This window comes from Haemophilus haemolyticus (assembly GCF_003493685.1).
GTDB lineage: Bacteria > Pseudomonadota > Gammaproteobacteria > Enterobacterales > Pasteurellaceae > Haemophilus > Haemophilus haemolyticus_O.
The window spans coordinates 1-1,155 of the sequence record NZ_QQJW01000025.1; the positions used below are offsets into that span (position 1 = coordinate 1).

A 1,155-nucleotide genomic window follows, 5' to 3' on the forward strand; every position below is an offset into this window, starting at 1 on the left:
AATGTCTAAAGAAAAATTTGAACGTACAAAACCGCACGTAAACGTGGGTACAATCGGCCACGTTGACCACGGTAAAACAACTTTAACAGCAGCAATCACAACCGTATTATCTAAACACTACGGTGGTGCAGCTCGTGCATTTGACCAAATCGATAACGCGCCAGAAGAAAAAGCGCGTGGTATCACCATCAACACTTCACACGTTGAATACGATACAGCAACTCGTCACTACGCACACGTTGACTGTCCGGGACACGCCGACTATGTTAAAAACATGATTACTGGTGCGGCACAAATGGATGGTGCTATCTTAGTAGTAGCAGCAACTGATGGTCCAATGCCACAAACTCGTGAGCACATCTTATTAGGTCGCCAAGTAGGTGTTCCATACATCATCGTATTCTTAAACAAATGCGATATGGTAGATGACGAAGAGTTATTAGAATTAGTAGAAATGGAAGTTCGTGAACTTCTATCTCAATATGACTTCCCAGGTGACGATACTCCAATCGTACGTGGTTCTGCATTACAAGCATTAAATGGTGTAGCAGAATGGGAAGAAAAAATCCTTGAGTTAGCAAACCACTTAGATACTTACATCCCAGAACCAGAGCGTGCGATTGACCAACCGTTCCTTCTTCCAATTGAAGACGTGTTCTCAATCTCAGGTCGTGGTACCGTAGTAACTGGTCGTGTAGAACGTGGTATCATCCGTACGGGTGATGAAGTAGAAATCGTAGGTATCAAAGATACAGCGAAAACTACTGTAACGGGTGTTGAAATGTTCCGTAAATTACTTGACGAAGGTCGTGCAGGTGAAAACATCGGTGCATTATTACGTGGTACAAAACGTGAAGAAATCGAACGTGGTCAAGTATTAGCGAAACCAGGTTCAATCACACCACACACTGATTTCGAATCAGAAGTGTACGTATTATCAAAAGAAGAAGGTGGTCGTCATACTCCGTTCTTCAAAGGTTACCGTCCACAATTCTATTTCCGTACAACTGACGTAACTGGTACTATCGAATTACCAGAAGGCGTGGAAATGGTAATGCCTGGTGATAACATCAAGATGACAGTAAGCTTAATCCACCCAATCGCGATGGACCAAGGTTTACGTTTCGCAATCCGTGAAGGTGGCCGTACAGTAGG

General features: G+C 43.5%; 1 protein-coding gene. It reads left to right on the forward strand.

Annotated elements, in window-relative coordinates:
* Position 1: 1 nt before the first annotated feature.
* On the forward strand, positions 2 to 1,155 hold a 1,154-nt coding region (gene tuf, locus DV434_RS10560), incomplete at its 3' end, for an elongation factor Tu (RefSeq protein ID WP_118811601.1).